The organism is Hyphomonas sp. (assembly GCF_046313735.1).
Classification (GTDB): Bacteria; Pseudomonadota; Alphaproteobacteria; order Caulobacterales; family Hyphomonadaceae; genus Hyphomonas.
Map to the genome: position 1 here is coordinate 101,518 of NZ_JBKBXW010000004.1, position 20,165 is coordinate 121,682.

General features: G+C 66.6%; 18 protein-coding genes and 1 pseudogene. 5 read left to right on the forward strand and 14 right to left on the reverse strand.

The window, feature by feature from the left end; genetic code table 11:
* Positions 1 to 19: 19 nt before the first annotated feature.
* From clpB to ACK4SV_RS03550, 8 genes are all read right to left on the reverse strand, one after another.
* Positions 20 to 2,638 carry an ATP-dependent chaperone ClpB gene (gene clpB, locus ACK4SV_RS03515; RefSeq protein WP_409916414.1) on the reverse strand — a complete coding sequence of 873 codons (2,619 nt, stop codon included), beginning with the start codon at positions 2,636 to 2,638 and terminating at the stop codon, positions 20 to 22.
* A gap of 196 nt (positions 2,639 to 2,834) precedes the next feature.
* Positions 2,835 to 3,587: a DUF4167 domain-containing protein gene (locus ACK4SV_RS03520; protein ID WP_409916415.1), complete on the reverse strand. Its 753-nt coding sequence runs from the start codon at positions 3,585 to 3,587 to the stop codon at positions 2,835 to 2,837.
* Positions 3,588 to 3,827: 240 nt separating this feature from the next.
* Positions 3,828 to 4,688, reverse strand: coding sequence for a peptide chain release factor N(5)-glutamine methyltransferase (gene prmC, locus ACK4SV_RS03525; protein ID WP_409916416.1), 861 nt, complete (start codon positions 4,686 to 4,688; stop codon positions 3,828 to 3,830).
* A complete protein-coding gene (locus tag ACK4SV_RS03530) occupies positions 4,685 to 5,968 on the reverse strand; it encodes a hypothetical protein (protein ID WP_409916417.1) in 1,284 nt (427 codons plus the stop codon). The genes prmC and ACK4SV_RS03530 overlap by 4 nt, the downstream gene beginning before the upstream one ends.
* Complete coding sequence (locus tag ACK4SV_RS03535) at positions 5,965 to 6,846, reverse strand: aspartyl protease family protein (RefSeq protein ID WP_409916418.1); 882 nt, start codon at positions 6,844 to 6,846, stop codon at positions 5,965 to 5,967. The genes ACK4SV_RS03530 and ACK4SV_RS03535 overlap by 4 nt, the downstream gene beginning before the upstream one ends.
* A complete protein-coding gene (prfA, locus tag ACK4SV_RS03540) occupies positions 6,846 to 7,919 on the reverse strand; it encodes a peptide chain release factor 1 (RefSeq protein ID WP_409916419.1) in 1,074 nt (357 codons plus the stop codon). The genes ACK4SV_RS03535 and prfA overlap by 1 nt, the downstream gene beginning before the upstream one ends.
* Before the next feature lie 44 nt (positions 7,920 to 7,963).
* Positions 7,964 to 8,395, reverse strand: a complete 432-nt coding sequence (locus ACK4SV_RS03545; RefSeq protein WP_409916420.1) for an MAPEG family protein — start codon at positions 8,393 to 8,395, stop codon at positions 7,964 to 7,966.
* Between the two features lie 34 nt (positions 8,396 to 8,429).
* Positions 8,430 to 9,704, reverse strand: coding sequence for a hypothetical protein (locus ACK4SV_RS03550; protein ID WP_409916421.1), 1,275 nt, complete (start codon positions 9,702 to 9,704; stop codon positions 8,430 to 8,432).
* 97 nt (positions 9,705 to 9,801) lie between these two features.
* On the opposite strand from ACK4SV_RS03550, the gene ACK4SV_RS03555 reads away from it, so the two are divergent.
* Both ACK4SV_RS03555 and ACK4SV_RS03560 read left to right on the forward strand, forming a co-directional pair.
* On the forward strand, positions 9,802 to 10,434 hold the full coding sequence (locus ACK4SV_RS03555; protein WP_409916422.1) for a DUF1214 domain-containing protein: 633 nt from the start codon (positions 9,802 to 9,804) through the stop codon (positions 10,432 to 10,434).
* Positions 10,431 to 10,970 carry a DUF1254 domain-containing protein gene (locus tag ACK4SV_RS03560; RefSeq protein ID WP_409916423.1) on the forward strand — a complete coding sequence of 180 codons (540 nt, stop codon included), beginning with the start codon at positions 10,431 to 10,433 and terminating at the stop codon, positions 10,968 to 10,970. Before ACK4SV_RS03555 ends, ACK4SV_RS03560 begins: the two co-directional genes overlap by 4 nt.
* 190 nt (positions 10,971 to 11,160) lie before the next feature.
* On the opposite strand, the gene ACK4SV_RS03565 is transcribed toward ACK4SV_RS03560, so the two are convergent.
* From ACK4SV_RS03565 to ACK4SV_RS03590, 6 genes and pseudogenes are all read right to left on the reverse strand, one after another.
* Positions 11,161 to 11,451, reverse strand: coding sequence for a HigA family addiction module antitoxin (locus tag ACK4SV_RS03565; RefSeq protein ID WP_409916424.1), 291 nt, complete (start codon positions 11,449 to 11,451; stop codon positions 11,161 to 11,163).
* A gap of 8 nt (positions 11,452 to 11,459) precedes the next feature.
* Positions 11,460 to 11,739 (reverse strand): annotated as a pseudogene (locus tag ACK4SV_RS03570) (type II toxin-antitoxin system RelE/ParE family toxin).
* Positions 11,740 to 11,777: 38 nt separating this feature from the next.
* Positions 11,778 to 12,914, reverse strand: coding sequence for a flavodoxin-dependent (E)-4-hydroxy-3-methylbut-2-enyl-diphosphate synthase (gene ispG / locus ACK4SV_RS03575; RefSeq protein ID WP_409916425.1), 1,137 nt, complete (start codon positions 12,912 to 12,914; stop codon positions 11,778 to 11,780).
* 73 nt (positions 12,915 to 12,987) lie between these two features.
* Positions 12,988 to 13,956: a RodZ domain-containing protein gene (locus ACK4SV_RS03580; RefSeq protein WP_409916426.1), complete on the reverse strand. Its 969-nt coding sequence runs from the start codon at positions 13,954 to 13,956 to the stop codon at positions 12,988 to 12,990.
* Between the two features lie 99 nt (positions 13,957 to 14,055).
* The gene (gene ptsP, locus ACK4SV_RS03585) at positions 14,056 to 16,323 is read right to left on the reverse strand and encodes a phosphoenolpyruvate--protein phosphotransferase (protein ID WP_409916427.1); all 2,268 of its coding nucleotides are present in this window, start codon (positions 16,321 to 16,323) and stop codon (positions 14,056 to 14,058) included.
* A 25-nt stretch (positions 16,324 to 16,348) separates the two neighbouring features.
* On the reverse strand, positions 16,349 to 17,596 hold the full coding sequence (locus ACK4SV_RS03590) for an aspartate kinase (RefSeq protein ID WP_409916428.1): 1,248 nt from the start codon (positions 17,594 to 17,596) through the stop codon (positions 16,349 to 16,351).
* 94 nt (positions 17,597 to 17,690) lie between these two features.
* On the opposite strand from ACK4SV_RS03590, the gene ubiG reads away from it, so the two are divergent.
* The 3 genes from ubiG to ACK4SV_RS03605 all read left to right on the forward strand — a co-directional run bounded on the left by ubiG (position 17,691) and on the right by ACK4SV_RS03605 (position 20,054).
* Positions 17,691 to 18,467, forward strand: a complete 777-nt coding sequence (ubiG, locus tag ACK4SV_RS03595) for a bifunctional 2-polyprenyl-6-hydroxyphenol methylase/3-demethylubiquinol 3-O-methyltransferase UbiG (protein WP_409916429.1) — start codon at positions 17,691 to 17,693, stop codon at positions 18,465 to 18,467.
* Positions 18,464 to 19,078, forward strand: coding sequence for a DUF924 family protein (locus ACK4SV_RS03600; protein ID WP_409916430.1), 615 nt, complete (start codon positions 18,464 to 18,466; stop codon positions 19,076 to 19,078). Before ubiG ends, ACK4SV_RS03600 begins: the two co-directional genes overlap by 4 nt.
* Before the next feature lie 151 nt (positions 19,079 to 19,229).
* A complete protein-coding gene (locus ACK4SV_RS03605) occupies positions 19,230 to 20,054 on the forward strand; it encodes a methyltransferase (protein ID WP_409916431.1) in 825 nt (274 codons plus the stop codon).
* Positions 20,055 to 20,165: the final 111 nt, after the last annotated feature.

The window sequence follows — 20,165 nt, forward strand, 5'->3', positions numbered from 1 at the left end:
CCATCCTTCAGCTGACGGACTAGTTCAGCGCCGCCCGGCCCTTGGCGAAATCATTCGGCACACCATTGATCGACAGCGCCCCGCCCTCAACGCCAACCCGGATCGTCTCGCCGTCGAGGATACGCCCCTCCAGCAGCAGCCGCGCCAGCGGGTCCTGCAGCTCCTTCTGGATCACCCGCTTCAGCGGCCGCGCGCCATAGACCGGATCATAGCCGCGCTGCGCCAGCCAGTTGCGGGCCTCAAGGCTCAGCTCCAGCACCATCTTGCGGTCCTTCAAGAGCGCCTCCAGCCGGCCCATCTGGATGTCGACGATATGGTCGATCTCGCCCCGGCCCAGCCGGCGGAAGAACACGATCTCGTCGATCCGGTTGATGAATTCCGGCCGGAAATGCCGGCGGATCGCGCTCATCACATGCTCGCGGGCAGCCTCTGAAATATCGCCCTCCTCCCCGCTCGCCAGCGCGTCCGCGCCGAGATTCGAGGTCATGATGATGATCGTGTTCTTGAAGTCCACCGTGCGGCCCTGCCCGTCTGTCAGCCGCCCGTCATCGAGCACCTGCAGCAGCGTATTGAAGAGGTCGGGATGCGCCTTCTCCACCTCGTCGAACAGCACGACCTGGTAAGGCCGCCTGCGCACGGATTCGGTCAGCACACCGCCTTCATCATATCCGACATATCCGGGCGGTGCGCCGATCAGTCTGGCTACGGAGTGTTTCTCCGAGAACTCCGACATGTCGAGCCTGAGGATCGCCGTGTCATCATCGAACATGAATTCGGCGAGCGCCTTGGTCAGCTCCGTCTTGCCAACGCCCGTCGGACCCACAAACAGGAACGAACCAATCGGCCGGTTCGGATCCTGCAGGCCCGCCCGCGCGCGGCGCACCGCGTTCGACACCGCCAGCAGCGCGTCCTCCTGGCCGACGACCCGCCCGCGCAGCGTGTCTTCCATGCGCAGCAGCTTCTCGCGCTCGCCCTCCATCATCTTGTCGACCGGGATGCCCGTCCATTTCGAGACGACCGCCGCGATATGCTCCGGACGGACGACTTCGGAAACGAGCCCGCCATCGGCGTCGCCCTTGGCTTCGACTTCGGCAATCAGCTTCTCAAGCTGCGGGATGACCCCGAACTTGATCTCGGAGGCCTTGGCAAGATCGCCCTGCCGCTGCGCCTCGGCCATGTCCGAATACGCCCTGTCCAGCTTCTCCTTCGCAGAGGCCGCGCCCTTCAGCTTGTCCTTCTCCGCGCTCCACGCCGTCGTCAGCTCGCGCGAGCGCGTCTCGAGGCCCGCAATCTCGCCCTCCAGCGTCTTCAGCCGGTCCTGCGAGGCAGTGTCCTTTTCCTTCTTCAGCGCTTCGGCCTCGATCTTCAGCTGCAGGAGCCGCCGGTCGATCTCGTCGAGTTCCTCAGGCTTGGAATCCACCTGCATCCGCAGGCGCGAAGCCGCCTCATCCATCAGGTCAATCGCCTTGTCGGGCAGGAAGCGGTCGGTAATATAGCGGTTCGACAGCGTCGCCGCCGAAACAATCGCGGCATCCGACACGCGCACCCCGTGATGCGCCTCATAGCGTGCCTTCAGTCCCCGGAGGATCGAGATCGTGTCCTCCACCGTCGGCTCATCGACATAGACCGCCATGAACCGCCGGGCGAGGGCTGCGTCGCCCTCCACATATTTCCGGTATTCGTCCAGCGTCGTTGCGCCCACACAATGCAGCTCGCCGCGCGCCAGCGCAGGCTTCAGGAGGTTCGAGGCATCCATCGCCCCTTCGGATTTCCCCGCGCCCACCAGCGTATGCATCTCGTCAATGAACAGCACGACGCCGCCTTCCGCCTGCTGGACTTCCGTCAGCACAGCCTTCAGCCGCTCCTCGAACTCACCGCGAAATTTCGCCCCGGCAATCAGCGCGCCCATATCCAGCGCCAGGAGGCGCTTCCCCTTCAGGCTTTCGGGCACATCGCCGTTCACGATGCGCAGCGCGAGGCCTTCGGCAATCGCCGTCTTGCCGACGCCCGGCTCTCCGATCAGCACCGGATTGTTCTTCGACCGGCGCGATAGCACCTGGATCGTCCGGCGGATTTCCTCATCCCTCCCGATCACCGGGTCGAGCTTGCCTTCCCGCGCATCCTTGGTCAGGTCGCGCGCATATTTCTTCAGCGCCTCATAGCCTTCTTCCGCCGTCTGACTATCTGCCGTCCGGCCCTGGCGCAGCTGCGCAATCGCGCCCTCCAGCGCCTTCGGCGTCACGCCCGCTGCGCGCAGCGCCTCTGCCGCCGCATCGCCGGAGAGCCCCGCAATCGCCAGCAACAGCCGCTCGGCGGTCACAAACGCATCGCCTGCCTTTTTCGCGGCGGCCTCTGCCTCGGTGAAAAGTTTCGCGCCCGATTGTTCCAGCCGCAGCCCGCCTGCACCGCTGCCGGACACACGCGGCAGTTTCGCCAGCGCGGCGTCCACGCTCTGCACGGCCAGTTCCGGCCGCCCGCCGCTCGCGCGGATCAGGTTCACGGCCAGCTGGTCGCGGTCTTCCAGAAGGGCTTTCAGGATATGCGCCGGGGTCAGCGCCTGGTGTCCGGCGGCCAGCGCCGCGGTCTGGGCGCCCTGCACAATGGCGCGCGCCCGCTCGGTATATTGCTCGATATTCATGGGTCATCCCCTCCTTGAGGCAGATTGAAGTCAGTCTCGCCTCCGGCCCCGCTCAGCGGCAACCGGCGCTTGAGGCTGGATTTGGGAAGCCCGCCCGCCGCCTGCAAGCACTCCGCCGCAATGGAAAACGTTCCGCCGCAAACGAAAACGCCCCACCGTTAAGGGGGGCGGTTCAGTCCGGTATCCGGAACTTTGCCTAGTCAGCGGTCTCCGCAGCGGCGCCTTCCTCGGCGGCCGGGCGGCGGCGCCCGCGCGAGAGCGTCTTCATCACGCCCTCGGTCTCAGGCGCAGCCGCTTCAGCGGCGGCCGGACGCTCCTCACGCTCGGCGCGGGCGCGGTAGGGCCGGCGGCGCGTGCGGCTGCGGTCACCGGCAGCGGCCTCCTCGCTGCGCCCGCCAATCTCGGCCGGCGCATCCTCATCCTCGGAAGCCTCATCCTCGGCATCGATCACGCGCAGCGCGTCGGACGCCTCCTCTGCCTCCTCGCGGCGGCGGAACGAGACGGGCGTCACCTCGGCTTCTGCCTCGGCTGAATCCTCATCCTCCGCGCCCCCGGCATCGGTGACGACAACCACCTCGGCGCGGGCCTCGCGCTCATGCTGCGGCCGCGGCTGGCCGCCTTCATCGCGGCCACCCTGGCCCCGATTCTGCGCGTTCTGCTGATTGTTCTGATTCTGGTTCTGCTGCGGCGGCTGTTGCCCGCGCGCTTCCTGCTGCTTGGCCACAATCCGCTGATAATGTTCGGCAAACTGGTAGTAGGCCTCCGACAGGATGCGGTCGCCGCTCGTCTGGGCGTCACGCGCATACTGGAGGTATTTCTCAAGCACCTGCTGGGCGGAGCCGCGGATTTTCACATCCGGGCCGACGCTCTCATAATGGCGGTTGGGATTGCTGAAAGCATTCTGCGGATTGCCGCCTGAGCGTCTGTTGCGCCCGCGTGAGCGTTTCATCAAGGTGTATCCTGTGTTGGTCGCCTGCATTCACCGGCAAGCAGCTATGTCGCGCATCAGCTTCTGCTTGCAGGCGGGGCCTGAGTTTTGACGCTGCCGTTTCAACCGATCCCGGACGGAGGCCGCATTTGCAGCCGCAATAATTGCGGGCAGCCCCTCGCCGACTTCCTGTCTATCGCGGAATCCGGGTGCCGCCAAGGGAAAATGTAAGCCCCGTCAGGCCAGTGCACAGCTATGTCATCAATCCGGGCGCCGCCCCGCCACCCAGCGGTCACAGCCGGAAAGATCCTGCCCGGCGTCAAGCTCCCGGTAACCATGCGCCGACAGCAATTCCGTGACCGCTTCGCGCTGGTCAAACCCCGTCTCCAGCACCAGCCAGGCCCCCGGCTTCATGCCTGCCGCCCCCAGCGCGATGATCTCCCGGTAAGCATCCAGCCCATCCGCCCCGCCATCCAGCGCCGCCAGCGGGTCATGCGTCCGAACTTCCGGCTCCAGCCCCTCAATCACAGACGCGGCAATATAAGGCGGATTGGAAATGACCAGCTCCGCCTCGCCCCATCCGGCCCAGTGCGCCCAGCGCCCCTCGACCACCTCCGCGCGGCCCGCCAGCCCCAGCGCGTCCAAATTCTCGCGCGCAAGCCCCGCCGCCTCTGCGCTCGCCTCCACGCCGATCCCGCGCGCCTCCGGCCGATGGCTCAGCATCGCCGCCAGCAGGCAGCCCGTGCCCGTCCCGAGATCCGCCACCAGCCCCGCCGCGCCAACCGGAAACCGCGCCAGCGCCGCCTCCACCACGCATTCGCTGTCCTCCCGCGGGATCAGCGCGCGCCCGTCACACCTGATCTTCAGCCCATAGAACCACGTCCAGCCGAGAATATGCTGCAGCGGTTCCCGCGCGATCCGCCGCGCCGCCATCGCCTCCAGCGCCGCCGCCTCAGCGGCTGTCAGCGTCTGGCGCTCGCCGGCAATCTCCTCCATCGCGGTCAGGCCGGTCGCCGCCTCGATCATCCGGTTGACATTCACCCCCGGCGAGGACACCCCCGCCTCCCGCAGCGCCCGCCCGATCCGCGCCCGCGCCGCATCAAACCGCTCGCCGCTGCTCATTCCGCGCCGCAAGCCATCGCCACCAGCGCCGGCAAACGCTCCTGCGGCGACAGGCGCATCAGCTCCAGCCGCGCCGCGTCATCGAAGTCGAGCGCCTCGGTCAGCCAGCTCGAGATATCCTCATGCGGGCACCCGGATTTCAGCATTCGCCGGAAATACTCCGCCGCCTTGCCGGCCGCCCTCGCAACCGGCGTATCACCGTCCAGCGCCGCAATCAGCTGCGCGCGCATCGCCGCCACCTCGTCCGCGCGGAACACCGGCGCTTCGGTATCCAGCGCCGCCGCCCGCACATCCACCATGTCCGGCACGTTCCTTGCCCCCAGCAATCCCCCCGCCCCGAACAGCCCGCCGGTGCCCTTCCGCTTCGGCATCGGCATCGGGCGCAGCACCTCTTCGATCCGTACACGGCCTGCGCTGTAGAATTCATGCATCGTCCGGCGCCCGGCATGTTCCGTCCGCCCGCCCACATACCGGCAAAGCTGGCCGATCGCTCCCGGCACGATCTCGGGCGCGACGGCAAAGCTCTGGCTGATCACCTCATAGGGAAATGGCGCGTCATTCACGGCCATCGTGCGCCCGAACAGCGTATAGACGCCTTCATGGCCCTCCACCTGGTACCGCTTGCCCGCCGGGGCCACAGCGGCGCAGGCAAACGCCGCCAGCGGCCGCGAAAAGTCCGCATCCGCATCAACCGGCCGGAAGGCATAGATCGACCCTTCCGAGGGCGTATCATCCGCCTCCTCCCCGGCAATCAGCTGCGGCGGGCAGCGCGGGGCCGGCGGCGGGGCCTCGCCCTCCGCCAGAAGCCGGAAAACGGCAGTGTAATTGGCCAGCGTATCAGCGCCCTCTTCGTCGCTGCCGGGCTCCTCATCCCAGAAAATCGCATGCACGGTCACCGCATAATTGCCCGGCGGCATATCGACCCATTCTCCATAGGTATCGATGCCCTGCACATCCGGCGGCGTCCTCAAGGCCCATTCAAGCGCATCGATGCCCGCCACCATTACCCGCCCATGATGTACCGTATACGGAAATTCCCATTCGGGTGAGGCGTACGCCGCCTCCCGCGCCGTCAGCGCCCCGGTCGTTACCCGCAGCTTGAAGCTGCCATCACTGCCCGTGCTCCAGGCGACCAGCCGCCCGGCAGCGCATTCCGGCTCGAACGCAAAGGCATCGCCAAACCAGCTGAAGGGCCATCCCGCCGTATGCGCCAGCTCGCCCGGATCAAACAGCGCCAGCGTCGCCACATCCGTCGCCACCATCAGCGTCTTGTCGGTCACCTTTTTGCCTCCAGCCACACTTCGCCGCCCGGAAAATCGATCACCATGCGGAAATGGCGCAGCACTGAGACGCCGACATTCAGCTCCGCCCCGTCCGTCCCCGGATTAACGGCCGCCGTCAGGTTGTGGAACGTCTCGCCCGCAATGCTGAGGGAATCGACCCGCACGAGGCGGCGCTGCACCGGCCCGCCAATCCCGCCGCCTTCGATGACGCCAAGCACCTTTTCCGGCGCCAGCAGGCCGGCCGCTTCGGCAAACCCCTCGCTCACCAGAATGTCGCTGCCATTGCCCAGGTCGAAATCAGCGAGCACCTCGCGGCCATTCAGCGCCGCAGGCACCTGCATGATCCCATGCGCTTCGCTCAGCGGCAGGCGCACGCCGCGCGCCCGCTCGCCATCGCTCACCGGCTCCAGGATGCCCGCGCCAATATCAAGCCGCACGCGCCCCGCATCAAAGTAATCCCGCCCCAGGATAACCGTCAGGGGACGGCCGATCAGGCGCCGGGACACATCCGTCAGATCCATCACCGCCACGGTGCGCCCTTCCAGAACCCGGCCCGGCGCGCGCAGCGTCACACCGCTTGCAAACCGCACTGGCTCCGTCCCCGCCCCGGTCCCGCGCGCCACATCCCCGCCTTCGAGGCCCAGCCCGATGGCAGCGGCATAGGCGGCGTCCACCATCGTCATCTCGGCGCCCGAATCCAGCAGCGCCTCGGTGCGGAACCCCTGAATATCCAGCGGCACATACAGCCTGCCGCCATCCACCCGCAAATTCGCCGAAGGCGCCGGAATCACAACCCCCACAGCCGGCGCCGGCGGGTGCGCGCAGCCTGCCAGAGCCATCGCCGCCACGGCCAGAACCATCAGTGAACGGATCATCAAACGCCCTCCAGCGCCGCCAGCCGCCGGGCCTGGTCCTCGGCAATCAGCGCCTCGATCAGATCGCCCAGCTTGTCGCCCGCAATGATCCGGTCGAGCGAATAGAGTGTCAGCCCGATCCGGTGATCGGTCACGCGGTTTTCCGGATAATTATAGGTGCGCACCTTCTGGCTGCGGTCGCCGGAGCCAACCATCGTTGCGCGCGCCTCGGCCCTTGCGGCGTCCTTTTCCGAGCGCTCCTTTTCATACAGGCGCACTTTCAGCTGCTGCATCGCCTTGTCGCGGTTCACATGCTGGGACTTTTCAGAACTCGTCACCACGATGCCGGTCGCAAGGTGGGTAATGCGCACCGCCGAGTCCGTCTTGTTGACGTGCTGGCCGCCCGCGCCGGATGCCCGCATTGTATCGATGCGGATGTCTTCGGGGCGCACTTCGATCTCGATATTCTCCGGGGCCGGAAGAACCGCCACCGTCGCCGCCGATGTATGGATCCGCCCCTGCGTCTCCGTCGCGGGCACCCGCTGCACGCGGTGCACGCCGCCTTCCCATTTCAGCCGCCCGAACACGCCGTCACCGGACACGTTCGCGATGATCTCCTTGTAGCCCCCCGCCTCGCCGGGCGAAGCGTCCACCACCTCGACCTTCCAGCCGAGCAGCTGCGCATAGCGCGAATACATCCGGAACAGGTCGCCGGCGAACAGCGCCGCTTCATCCCCTCCGGTCCCGGCGCGCACCTCCAGAACAATGTCCGCCCGGTCGTCGGAATCCCTCGGCAGAAGGAGCACCTTCATCGCCTGTTCCAGCTCCGGCAGGCGCTCCTTAAGCTCCTCGATCTCCATGCGCGCCAGCTCGGCCATCTCCCGGTCGCCCGATGCCGCCAGCGCCTCCGCCTCACTCAGCCCCCGCCGCGCCGAGAGCACTTCCCGCGCGGTCTCCACCACCGGGCGCAGCTCCGAATGCTCCCGCGACAGGGCGACAATTTCCGAAGGGTCAGAGGCCGCGCCCATCCGGGCCTCGACTTCCTCAAACCGGTCGATCACCTGCTGCAGGCGGAGTTCTGAAAGGGCTGACATGTCCGCCGTTTAGGCTGCTTTCCGCCCGCTTGGAAGAGCGCCCTTCAGCCGCCGAAGACGCGCACCGCTTCCCGCCCCGCCAGGAAGAACAGGCAGAACGTGCCGGCCGTGAACACCAGGAACCGCAGCGCCACCTTGCCCACCACGATCTGCACGAAGCTGTGCACGATCCGCAGCGCCACATAGGCCCAGGCCACCATCGTCCCCGTGCTGTCGGCCCCGCCGGTCAGCGCCATGAAGAACATCAGCGCATAGAAGATCACCGGCTGCTCATGCAGGTGGTTGTAATTGTCCGCCGCCGAGCGGACATGCGCCGGCAGCTTGTCCGAATACGTCCCCGGATGGCGCGCCGCATCCGGCTCGATCCCCGCCTTCTGGAAGGCAGGCAGGCGCAGCGAATACATCCAGAGCCAGATCACGCAGGTCCAGATGACCAGCGCCAGCACAGGTTTCAGGAAGTCGATTTCAGGTGTCATGCGTTGCCTCCCACAGCGTTTTTATGCGCTGTTTCTAAGGAGCCATCGCCGCCCTTGGCAATGCCCCGCCCCGCGTCAGATGCGCCGTCAGGAAAGCCAGGAACGCCTCAAGGTCATCATCGGTCACGCTGTGCCCGCCCGGCCGCAGGAACCAGGCCATCTTCGCCGACGGGTCAAATTCGCGGATGTCGAGGGCGAGCCCCGCCGCCCCCTGCGCCCGCCAGGCCGCGCTCGCCGCCTCCGCCGCCCGGAAGCTCGAATTGGGGTCAGACCACACATCCCGCCGCGCATTGCCCAGGAACAGCGGACGCGGCGCCATCAGCGCCAGCAGGAAATGCTGATCGAAGTCCATCGCCTCGGGATACTCCGCAAACGCCGCCGCCTGCAGCCCCAACCAGTGCGGATACCGCCGGATCATCCGGTCCAGCCGCTCGCCCACAGTTGAGCGCGACAGCGCCGCCCCGCCAAACCCGCTCTGATGCGCAATCACCGCTGCAATCCGCGCGTCCCACGCCGCCGCCAGCAGCGCTGCCTTGCCGAAGCGCGAATGGCCCAGCAGCGCCACTCTCTCCCCATCAATGCGCGGGTCGTCCGCCAGCACGCCGAGGGCCGCCGAATAGGCATAGGCCCACGCCATCAGCGCCCCGCCGGGGTTCGGCGCCCCGCCAAGGGCCTCCATCGCCGGCCGGGCGGTCTTTGCATCATCGGGAATGAAATCGCTCGCATGGAAGCTCGCATAGGCAAAGCCCGCATCGAAATAGAGCTCCACCGGCGCCTCGGCGATATATTCTCCGAACACCGCCGAGATCACCATGCTCGCAAACTTGCCGAAATCGCGCACCGTGCAGGCGTCGCCATCCTCGCTCGTCACCGGCTGCTCGGGAAAGGTCGCGCAGTTCGACCCGAAAGTCTGCGACAGCACCAGCGGCGCCCCGCGCGCGCCCTTCGGAAAGGCCGCCACCAGCTGGAAGGTCCGCGCGCCTTCGCCCCGGCCAATCGTGATGTCGGCCTCCTCCAGCGTGCCGCGCCCGCCGAGATAATCCTCAACCACCACCCGCCACGGGCTCTTCGCCACAGGCAGCCCCTCCGGCCAGTCGCCATAGAGCGCCGCCAGCAGCGCCCGCGCCTCCTCCCGCGCTGTCTCGTCCCCGGCCACCAGCCCGGCCGGCAGCGGCGGCAGCGCCTCCGGCTTGTTCCCGGTCTCGAGGCTCGAATAGTTCAGCCCCAGCATCGTGCAGCTCGACGCCATGAACAGCATCACGAGCGCCAGCAGCGTCAGACCCGTCCAGCGCAGGACCTTCAAAACCATGGGCACCCCTTGCCGCTCAGCTCGCACATTCTCCCAGAGCTAGCGCATCCTCCCGCCCCCTCCCAGCCCCCCACCTGCACCGGAATTGCAAATTCGCGTGAGCGGGCTTAGCGTCTCGCCGGTGAAGACCCTGATGGCCCTCCTGATCGGCGCAATCCTCGGCCTGGCCGCCGGGGCGGGCAGCGCCATGTGGATCGCCGGCGCGGTCGGCCCCGGCGTGCGCATCGGTGGCGGCATCAACGCCGGCGGCTGGAAATCGGACTGGACGATCGGCTCCCCCGCCGCCAATCCCTGGACCCGCGCCCGCGTCGCCCGCCACGGCCTCCTCGCCCTGTCAAAGGAAGAAGCGGTTTATTTCACCCGCAACACAGACGATACCGGCGAGCGCCTGCAGGAGGCCTGCACCTACCGCGTCACCGGCATTGCCCTGCCCGCGCTCTGGTGGTCGCTCACGCTCTACGATGCCACCAGCTTCCTGCCGCAGAACAGTGACAACGCCCTCTCCTTCGACCGCACCGATGCTGACACCGCCCGCATGGGCGAGGCCTGGTCCTTCCTCATCGCGCCCGAGCGCCCGGACGCTGGCGGCCCCTGGGTCTCCAGCCGCGCCGCCGGAAATTTCGACCTGACCCTGCGCCTCTACAAGCCCGCGCCGGACCTGATCGCCGCCCCGCTGGAGACCCTGCCCCCGCCCGCGATCACCCGCCTCAGCTGCCGGAGCGCGCCATGACCCGGTTCGCCCTCCTCGCTATCAGCGCCTTCGTGGTCACCTTCCTCGCGGTGCATTTCCTCGTGCTCGCCGCCCTGCCGTCGCGCATCATGTCAACCGTCCGTACGCAGATGGTTGAACGCGGCCTGCCCCTGCATCACTGGCAGATGAGCCCGCAGGTCACCCCCGAGACCCAGACCGTCGTGCGCCCCTCGCCCGACCTTGCCTACACGATCTGCCTGATCGACCTCACCGCCGGCCCCGTCCTGATCGAAGTGCCGACCTGGCCGGACTATGGCTCGCTCTCGATCTTTGATGCGAATACGGACAATATCTATGTCGGCTCGCTGGATGCCCGCCTGCCCGGCGCGCCCGCGATGCGCCGCGTCATCCTCGGCCTGCCGAAACACGACCTTGACGAGGCAGACGCAGAGGCCGAACAGATCACCCTGAAACGCCCTGAAGCCCTCGCCCTGATCCGCCGCCTCGCCCCCACAAGAGGCGCCTGGGAAGAAGCCGCCACCCTCACCCCCGAAAGCCGCTGCGGCCCGGTGTGATTTTTCCTCATCGGCAGCCCCTTATCCTCCCCCGCTGGCGGGGGAGGTGGATCGCTGCGCAGCAGCGAGACGGAGGGGGCCGCCCACTCCATCACCCAACCTCAACCTCACAAGCTGGGCGCCCAGATGGCCTGACGGCCATCGGGCGTGACGAACGTTGTGGACATCTGAAATTTTAACCCACAAGCACCTAAACCGTCCCTACCGGGACGATATCCTCATACCCGTCCGCATCCTCGACGCTCTGAAGATCATACTGCACCTGCAGGTTCAGCCAGAATTCCGGCGTTGTCCGCAGGGCCCGCGACAGGCGCAGCGCCGTATCGGCAGTCACGTTCACCTGACCATTGATCAGCCGCGTCACCCGGTTTGCCGGTACACGGATCGCTTCTGCAAACCGCCGCGCGCTGAGGCCCATCGGCTTCAGGAACTCCTCATCCAGGATTTCGCCGGGATGCACAGGGGCAAGTTTCGCTTTCATGTCACGCCTCACGAATGATAATCCACAATCTCGACACTCCCCGGCCCCTCCGCCGTCCAGACAAAACACAGCCGCCATTGCTGGTTGATCCGGATGGAGTGCTGGCCTTCCCGGTCTCCGAGAAGTTTCTCCAGCCGGTTCCCCGGCGGACTGCGCAGATCCTCCAGCACGGCGGCTGCCTGCAGCATGGCGAGCTTTCGCTGCGCGGCCCGCTCGAACTGCTGGAAACGCCGAACCCTCTGCCGGTGAAACAGAGCCGGTATCCCGGCAGGCAAGGGAGACGATCATCTGGTCGTTACATAATACGTAACACGTATCAGGTCAACCTACTCCGCCGGCACGCCCTCTTCTGCCTCCCGCGCCGCGCGCATTGCTTCGGCGCGCTGTTCGACCAGTTTCACGATATGCTCGACCATGTCGGCATTCGAGACATTGTGGTCGGCCCGTCCGTTCACGAACATCTTGCCGGCATCCTTGCCGCCGCCGGTGAAGCCGAGATCCGTCAGCGCCGCCTCGCCCGGCCCGTTGACGACGCAGCCGATGATAGAGAGCGAAATCGGCTCGGAAATATGCGCAAGCCGCTGCTCCAGGATCTCGACCGTCGAGATCACATCAAACCCCTGCCGCGCGCAGGACGGGCAGGCGACAATATTCACCCCCCTCGTCCTGAGGCCGAGGGATTTCAGCATCTCATAGCCGACCTTCACTTCTTCCACGGGGTCCGCCGACAGCGACACGCGGATCGTGTCGCCGATGCCGGCCCAGAGGAGGCTCCCCATCCCGATCGAGGATTTGACCGTCCCCGTGCGCAGCCCGCCGGCTTCCGTGATGCCCAGGTGCAGCGGCGCATCGGTCGCCTCCGCCAGCAGCTGGTAAGCCGCCACCGTCAGGAACATGTCGGAGGCCTTCACCGAAATCTTGTAATCATGGAAGCCAAGGTCATCGAGGATGCGCGCATGGTCGAGCGCGCTCTCCACCATCGCGTCCGGGCAGGGCTCGCCATACTTCTCCAGGAGGTGGCGCTCCAGGCTGCCGCCATTGACGCCAATGCGGATCGAGCAGCCATTCGCCCGCGCCGCCGCCACAACTTCCCGCACCCGCGCCTCGGACCCGATATTGCCGGGATTGATCCGAAGGCAGGCCGCGCCCGCATCCGCCGCCTCAACCCCGCGCTTGTAGTGAAAGTGGATATCCGCCACCAGCGGTACAGGGCTCTCGCGCGCAATCTGGCGGAAGGCCGCCGTAGACTCCTCCGTCGGGCAGGACACGCGCACAATGTCTGCCCCCGCCTCGGCGCAGGCCTTGATCTGCGCAATCGTGGCGGCCGCATCCTCGGTCGGCGTGTTGGTCATCGTCTGCACGGCAATCGGCGCATCCCCGCCAACGAGCACATTGCCCACGCGGATCTGGCGGCACTTTCGCCGCTCGATGTTTCGCCAGGGGCGGATGGGATTATGGCTCATGGGCGCGCGCCTACCTTCTCGCTGACCGGATCATATCTGATCTGGCCCGCAACCGGCCCCGCGTAAAGGGGTGTCAGCGCGGCGTGCTGGTCCCGGCGGTCGCCGCCACGGTCGGTGCGGCCAGTTCTGCCGCCCGGGCCAGCTGGTCATCGACCGAGATGGAGAATACCTGCGCGCCCTCCGGCCCCAGCGGCGCGACGGTCACATCGCCCACCCGCCATTCAAAGGCGCCGCCATTGCGCGCCGAAACGGTCCAGCCGGCATTGATGCGCGGAAAATAGGTCTCGCCCTCGGCCATCGTGCGGCTGACAAAGATGGTGCCATCCGCCCCGCGCACCTCAAGCCAGGCCTGGCGCACGGCCACGATCTCCAGCGGCAGGTCTGCCGAAGCTGACCGCGCCGGGCGCACTTCGTCGAACAGGCTGTTGCGCGCCCCGCTCACCGCCACCGGCGACTGCAGCATCACCTCCGGCTCCGGCCGGTTCATGAACCAGAACGCTGTCAGGCTCGCCGCCAGTACCGCCGCGACCACAGCCGAAAGGCCCGCAATCAGCGGCCAGCGGCTCGGCGTCTTCTGGATGCTGCCGATCTTCGGCACCGGCGCGGCTGTCTTCAGTTCTTCCATGCCGCCGCATTCGCGGGTGAAGCGCTGGACAACGTCTGCCTCCGGCAGGCCCAGCACGCGGGCATAGGTGAGCAGGTAAGCCTTCAGATAGCCCGGCGCGATCGTCTGGACTTCCATCCGCTCGATCGACATCAGCACAGGCTCACGGATCAGGGTCGATTGCGCCACCGTGCGCAGCTCGATGCCGAGCGCCTCGCGCACCCGGCGCAGCACCTGCCCCATGCGCAGCGCTTCGCCTTCAAACTCGCTGGTGCGGAAAATCTCGTCGGCCTTCGCCCGCCCCTCGCGCTCGCCCAGCGCCTGGGCGGCGCGCGGCGAAATCGGCGTCACATTGGAACGGTCCGTACCGTTCTCATTGCCGGAGCCCTCGGCGGGCGTGCCGTCATGGGTGGGTTCGGGGGTCGGATTCTGTACCATTTCTACCAGTCTCGCTGACCGTGAGGGAATTCCTGCCCGACACGGGCAAGAAGTGGTCCACCTCTAGGTAATTCCGCCCGTACCCAACCGCAACCGGCTTCAGCTGTCCGGTATATCCGCTCCATGCTGCAAGGCTATACTTAACACTTGGTTACGGAACGCCTCGTTCGGTGCATCCAGCGCTGCATCCAGCGCCTGCCGGAAGCCGCCAAGGTCGATGCTGCGCAGGGCGAGCTTCACCGGACCGATGGACGAGGCCGCCATCGACAGGCTGCGGAAGCCCAGCGCCGCAAAGCAAAGCGCCGCCAGCGGTTTCGCCGTCGCCTCCCCGCACACTGACAGGCGGATGTTGGCCACCGCGCAGGTCTCCGCCACCATCCGCAGGAAGCGCAGCGCCGCCGGGCTGATCAGGTCATACCGGTCGCTGACAAAAGGCGTCATCCGGTCGGCAGCAAAGAAGAACTGCAACAGGTCATTGGTGCCCACCGACAGGAAATCTACCTCCCCCGCCAGATCCATCAGCGAGAAGGCGAGCGCCGGGGTCTCCAGCATCACCCCCATCTCCACGGGCTGCGGGCGCACGCCCGTGCGCCGCTCGCTCCAGTCGATCTCATCCTGCAGCAGCGCCCGCGCTTCGCGGTATTCGGCCGGCGTCGTCACCATCGGGAACATCACCGTCAGCGGCCCCGCCCCGGCGGCCCTCACCAGCGCGCGCAGCTGGCGGCGGAACAGGCCCTTATGGTCCAGTGCGAAGCGGATCGAGCGCCAGCCCAGCGCCGGGTTCTCCTCGCGCAGCTGGTTCATGATCGGCAGCACCTTGTCGCCGCCCACATCCAGCGTCCGGAAGATCACCGGCTTCTGCCCGCTCTTCTCCAGCACGCGCTTGTAAAGCTCGATCTGGTCCTGAAGGCGCGGCAGCGTCTCGGCCACCAGGAACTGGAACTCGGTCCGGAACAGGCCGACCCCGTCCGCCCCCGCCGGTTCCAGCATGTCGAGGTCGAGGTCGAGGCCTGCGTTCAGCAACAGCGAGACGTTCACCCCATCCTTCGTGCGCGCCGGCAATCCTTTGAGCGCCGCATAGGCCGCCTGCCGCTCCGAGCGCAGCGCCACGCGCGATTTGTAGGCGTCATAGACCGCATCATCGGGGCGGACATGCACCTGGCCCTGCTCGGCATCGACGATGATATAGTCGCCCTGCTCCACCCGGGTCGTCAGCCCCTCGATACCGCCGACTGCCGGAATGCCCATCGCCCGCGCCACGATCGCCGCATGGGACGACGCCGCTGCCTCTTCCAGCAGGATGCCTTTCAGGCCCGTCTTGGCGTATTCCAGCAGCTCCGCCGGCCCCAGCCTGCGCGCCACCAGAACGCTGCGCTCACCAGTGATCTGCGGCTTGCTCGCCTCCCCGCCGAGAATGCGCAGCAGGCGGTTGTCGAGGTCTTCCAGATCATGCAGCCGCTCGCGCAAATAAGGATCGCGCGCCGCCGACAGCTTGGCCCGGTGCTCCCGCCGCGCCCGGTCGACCGAGGCCTCCGCCGACAGGCCCGAACGCACCCCCTCCTGCAGCTTCTCGGCCCAGGAATGGTCATGCGCCAGCAGCCGGTACGCCTCCATCACATCGCGCGGGTCATCGCCGAGGGCCGCCCCGTCAATCAGCATCATCCGGTCGATCGAGGCGCGCAGCTCCTTCAGCCCATCGCTGAGCCGGATCGCCTCCGCCGTCTGGTCCGCCGCAAAGAAGCGCGCCGCCGGAACCACCGGGTCATGCAGCACCGCCCGTCCATAGCCGAGCCCCTCGCAGAAGATCCGCCCCGTCAGCGGCCCGCCATTCTGGAAGCGCTGGCGCCGGTCGGGCTGCGGAGCCGACTGGTCCTCCTCGATCCGGTGGACAATTTCCGCCAGGATCATCGAGATGGTCTGGAGGGTGTCGATCTCCTCATCCCGGTAGGTGCGCTCGGTGCGGTTCTGCACCACCAGCACCCCCGTCACCCGCCCCGTCCGCAGGATCGGCACGCCGAGGAAGGCATGGAACGGGTCCTCGCCTGTCTCCGGCCGGTAGGAAAAGGCCGGATGGCGCGGCGCATCCTCGATCGCGATGGGCTCCGCCGTGCGCGCCACATAGCCGACCAGCCCCTCATGCGCGGCCATGCGCGTCTTGTTGACCGCTTCGGTCTTCAGGCCCTCGGTCGCGATCAGCAACAGCGCGCCGTCCGGCTCGCGGTGATAGATCGAGCAGACATCCGCCACCATCGTCGAGGCAACGAGCCGCACCACCTGCGACAGGCGCGAGCGCGCTTCCCCGTCCTCGGCCATCACCTGGCGGAGGCGGTTCATCAGCAAACGGGTGGCCGGCAGATTCTGGGGCATCCTCTCCCCGGTCTACGGTGTCCTGTCAGTCCGCGTCCAGCCCGAAGGCTGTGTGCAGGGCCCGGACCGCAAGTTCTGTATAGGGCGCAGCAATCAGAACGGAAATCTTGATTTCCGAAGTTGAAATGACATCGATGTTGATGCCCTTCTCCGACAGCGCGGTGAACATTTTCTCGGCAACCCCGGTATGGCTCTTCATGCCGACCCCGATGATCGAGATTTTCGACACGTCCCGGATCACTTCCAGGCGCTCGAACCCGACCTCATCCTGCAGCTTTTCCAGCGTTTCGCGGGCAAACGGGCTGTCCCGGTCGGTGCAGGTGAAGACAAGGTTGGCCTTCGAGGCCTCGCGCGAGCTGGCCTGCACGATCATGTCCACATTGACCCCCGCCCGCGCCAGCGCCGAGAAGATCTTGGCCGAGCTGCCCGGCTTGTCCGGCACCCCATAGAGCGTGACCTTGGCCTCGTCCCGCGAATAGGCAACGCCGCTGACGACCTGTTTTTCCACGATCTCTTCCTCTGCGCAGACGAGGGTGCCGGGGGACTCCTCGCCGGGTTTTACAAAACTGGACAGGACGCGCACCGGCACGCCATGGTTCATCGCAAGCTCGACCGAGCGGGTCTGGAGCACCTTGGCGCCAAGCGACGCCATCTCCAGCATCTCCTCATACGAGATCTTGTCGATCCGCCGCGCCTTCGGCACGATCCTGGGATCGGTCGTGTAGACCCCGTCCACATCGGTGTAGATATCACACATCCGGGCGCCGAGCGCCGCCGCCACCGCCACCGCGCTGGTATCCGACCCGCCCCGCCCCAGCGTGGTCACCCGGCCATTATCCGTCACGCCCTGGAACCCGGCGACCACTGCGATCTCGCCGCTATCGACCGAATCCGGCAGGGCCGTATCATCAAAACCCATGATCCGCGCCCGGCCATGGCTGTTATCGGTCTTGAGCCTGAGTTGCCAGCCGAGCCAGGACCGGGCCTTCAGCCCCCGCCGCCGCAGCGCCAGCGCCAGAAGGCCCGCCGTCACCTGCTCGCCCGAGGCGACCACGACGTCATACTCATCATCATAGAGATGGCGCGGCAAATCCTTGCCCGCGGCCCCGTCTGCCAGGGCGACGAGCTTGTTCGTCTCCCCCGACATCGCCGAGACGATGACGGCCATATGCTCGCCCTTCGCCGCGCGCGCGGCCACGATGTCCGCCACATTGGCAATCCGGTCGAGATCCCCGACCGAAGTACCCCCGAATTTCAGCACCGTGCGCGCCATTTCGACCCAATAAGCTGTATCCTGACCGCTTCGCGGCCTATATCGCGGCCCTGTAGGCGAAACTCCGGTCCGGATCAAACAGGTTTGCTAAACGATGGCCAAAACAATTGAAGCCTCTGACGCCCCCCCGGTGACCCCGAGCATCGACCCGGCCGAGGTCGCGAAATTCTCCGCCATGGCGGCTGACTGGTGGAACCCGAATGGCAAGTTCCGCCCGCTGCACCGGTTCAACCCCGTCCGGCTGCGATTCATCCGCGAGACCGCCGAGGCCCATTTCGGCCTCGCCCCCGGCCTCCTCAAACCGCTGGAAGGCAAGCGCCTCCTGGACATCGGCTGCGGCGGCGGGCTCGTCTCCGAGCCCATGGCCCGCCTCGGCGCGCAGGTTACCGGCGTCGATGCCTCAGAGGCCAATATCAAGACCGCCCTCACCCATGCCCGCGAACAGGGCCTCGCGATCGACTACCGCGCCGGCACCGCCGAAGGCCTGATCGCCGCCGGCGAGCCCCTGTTCGACATCGTCCTCAACCTCGAAGTGGTCGAACACGTCGCCGACCCCGCGCAGTTCCTGAAAGATACCGCCAGCCTCGTCGCCCCCGGCGGGCTGATGATCGTCGCCACCCTCAACCGCACCGCCAAGGCGCTCGCCACCGCCATCATCGGCGCAGAATATGTCCTGCGCTGGCTGCCGCGCGGCACGCATGACTGGTCGAAATTCCTGAGCCCTGAGGAAGTGCGCGGCCCCCTCGAGGAAGCCGGCCTGACCGCCAAGGAAGCCATCGGCGTTTCCTTCCAGCCACTGTCGGGCCAGTGGAAACTCTCCTCCGACACCTCCGTCAACTACATGGTCGTCGCAAGGAGACCTGCAGCATGAGCGCGCCCCTGCCCTCGCCGGAAGACGTCCTCGAAGTCTGGTTCGGGCCGGACCCTTCGAGCCCGGACGTCCTCACCACCCATGCCCCGCTCTGGTTCGGCGGCGGGCCGGACTTTGACGCCATGCTCCGCGCCCGGTTCCAGCCCCTGCTCGAAACCCTGTCCGCCGGCCCGCTCGCCCGCGACTGGGCCGAACGGGGCCCGAAGGGGCGCCTTGCCGCGCTAATCATCCTCGACCAGGTCAGCCGCAACATCTTCCGCGCCAGCCCGCGCGCCTTTGCGCAGGACCTGCTCGCGCTGACGCTTTGCAAGGAAGGCCTCGAAGCCGGCGAGAACACGCGCCTCAGCGAAGTCGAGCGGGTCTTCTTCTACCTGCCGCTCGAACATTCCGAATCCCTCGAAGACCAGCACCGCTCCGTCGCCCTGTTCGAAGCCCTGCACGAAACCGCGCGCCCGGAGTTTCGCGATTTCACCGCCAACACGCTCGACTATGCCCGCCAGCATCTCGATGTGATCCGCGATTTTCGCCGCTTCCCCCACCGCAACACCGCCGTCGCCCGCGCCAGCACCGAAGCCGAACAGGAATGGCTCGCCGAAGGCGGCGGCTTCTGAAGCCGGCGCCAAGTCAGCCGGTCATCGGCCCAGCCGAACCGGCAGCCGCCCCAAGGGTTTCCTTCCCATCGCGCATCCGCTAGTCAACCTGACAGGATAAGCAGAACGCGCTCCCGCAGGATTTTCCGGAGACGCCAGCAGGATGGGTATGATGGGGCAAGAAACAGCAACGGCCGGACCGGGCTCGATGTCGGCAGAGCAGGACCCACTCCTCGGCTTTGCGGCGAAGTGGGATGCTTACCTACGGTCCGACATCGACATGACGATCTCGCCCGACGAAACGATGCGCGGCTTCGAATGGTATCACACCGTCGGCAAGGCGGGCGCGCGGGCAGTCATACTTGCCTGCATGTCCAGCCAGCTTACAGACGTGCGATCCCTGCTCGATATGCCGTGCGGGCACGGAAGAGTTTTGCGCCATCTGGTGAAACTGTTCCCGGACGCACAGGTCGATGCCTGCGATATCGACCGTAAGGGCGCGGAGTTCTGCGCCCGTCAGTTCGGCGCCGGGGCGATCATCTCCGAGGCGGAGCCTGAAGCGGTCGTGTTCCCCCGCAAATATGATGTCATCTGGGTCGGCTCGCTCCTCACCCACACGACGCTGGAGCTGACGGAGCGCTGGCTCCGCCATCTGGCGATGCAATTGAGCGATACCGGCATAATCGCCGCAACCGTTCATGGCCGCTACTCTGCCCGTAGGGGCGGGGAATTCGGGTATATCGATGCAGAAAACTGGCAACGGATTGTCGCGGAATATGAAGAGACCGGTTATGGCTATGCGAACTATCCGTTCCCGGCGCATGGCGGCAATGTGCCGGGGGACTATGGCGTCTCCCTCAGCAAGGCTTCACGCCTGATAAGCCTGACCGAGGGCATGGACGATCTCAGGATATTCAACTATATCGAGCGCGGCTGGGGCGGGCACCAGGACCTCTTGGTTGTCGGCAAGCCCCGGTTCATTGCCGGACTCCTGTAGAGCACCCTGCCATGACCCCGCCCGGCTTTGTTGGAGGCCGGCGACAGAGGCCCCTTAGGGGCGGCTTCCTCATGCGTGCCCTGTCATCCTGACCAAATTCGATCAGGAGCT